A 1302-nucleotide genomic window follows, 5' to 3' on the forward strand; every position below is an offset into this window, starting at 1 on the left:
TGGAAGCACATCCGCACAACAAACCCCATCGAGAGCACCTTTGCCACCGTCCGGCATCGCACCACCAAGGCCAAAGGCTGCCTGAGCCGCCAGACGGCGCTAGCGATGACCCACCAGCTGATGCTGTCGGCCAGGAAGAAATGGCGCAAACTCGATGGTCAGAACCGCCTGCCCGAAATCATCCAGGGGGTTGAATTCCGCGACGGCATCAAGCACGAATTCAAAGCCGCCTGATCAAACCGTCACCAACTTTCGGTCATAGCTCAAGGCCGCCAGCCCCGCCCGTATGTGCACCGCCGTTCTCGTCAACACCCTCGCAGGATATTGATCATGATCCGTTTGAATCTGACCGCCACGCCACAATGGCTGGACCTCGCCCCTGGCCTGCGCCTGCTGGTTGGCCCCCTCACCACCGCCCTGATGGTCTCGGCCCGGGCCGATCCGGCAATCGAAGCCTTGCCGGAAGGTGCCAGCCAAGAGGCGCTGGCCCTCGCCATGGCCAAGGCCGTGGCCCGGCGCGCAGTGCTGGATTGGGAAGGTGTGGGTGATGCCATGGGCATAATTGTGCCCGTCACCCCGGAGGGGATCGACGCCCTGCTGGAAGTCTGGCCGGTCTTCGAGGCCTTCCAGACCATGTATGTTGCCAAGGGCTTGATCCTGGACGCGGAAAAAAACGTCTCCGCGCCCTCGCCGACTGGTCCTTCGGCGGGGGCGACCGATACTGCGCGGCCTGCCAAGCTTCCTGCCCCGACTGCCCCGCAAGACTGAACCGCCCGCAGACCCCCGAGGGTTGGCAGGTCTGGGATCTTGTCGGCCGCCTCGGCGGCCAGCTCCGGGTGATCCCCGGTGCCGTGCTGGGCTGGGACATGGGCGCAGCCCTCGCCATGGCCGGTGCCCTCGGGATCGACACCCTGATCACCGCCGAACTGCTGCCCGAGATCGAGGCTGTCATGGCGCGCAAACTGAACGAACAGATGGAAGGAGGCCGCGATGGCTGAAAAACGGGTCTCTGTCCGCCTCGTGGCGGAAGGCGGCCGCCAGGTGCGCGCCGAGCTGGAAGGCATCGGGGATGCGGGTGCTAGAGGGTTTGGGCGTCTTTCGACCGAGATGGAACTGGCCAACACGCGGCTGGCCAGCTTTGCCCGCAAGGCCGGGATTGCACTGGCCGCCGTCACGGTAGCGGCGGCTGCGGCTGGCGTGGCGATGGTTCGGTCGGGCCTCGAGACCATCGGCGCACAGGCGGACATGGCGGCATCGCTGAAGACCACGGTCGAAAGCCTGCAGGTGCTGACATGGGCTGGC

At 65.6% G+C, this 1302-nt stretch carries 2 protein-coding genes and 2 pseudogenes; all 4 read left to right on the forward strand.

Going from position 1 to position 1302, the window contains the following annotated elements:
- Positions 1 to 234: pseudogene (locus Q8M85_RS11230) on the forward strand (IS256 family transposase); the annotation flags it as partial.
- Positions 235 to 330: 96 nt separating this feature from the next.
- Positions 331 to 768 carry a hypothetical protein gene (locus Q8M85_RS11235; protein ID WP_305544326.1) on the forward strand — a complete coding sequence of 146 codons (438 nt, stop codon included), beginning with the start codon at positions 331 to 333 and terminating at the stop codon, positions 766 to 768.
- Positions 769 to 836: 68 nt separating this feature from the next.
- Positions 837 to 998, forward strand: coding sequence for a hypothetical protein (locus Q8M85_RS11240; protein WP_305544328.1), 162 nt, complete (start codon positions 837 to 839; stop codon positions 996 to 998).
- A pseudogene (locus Q8M85_RS11245) lies at positions 991 to 1302 on the forward strand (phage tail tape measure protein); the annotation flags it as partial. The gene Q8M85_RS11240 and the pseudogene Q8M85_RS11245, both read left to right, overlap by 8 nt.

Origin of the sequence: Tabrizicola sp., assembly GCF_030694085.1 — a bacterium.
Classification (GTDB): domain Bacteria; phylum Pseudomonadota; class Alphaproteobacteria; order Rhodobacterales; family Rhodobacteraceae; genus Tabrizicola.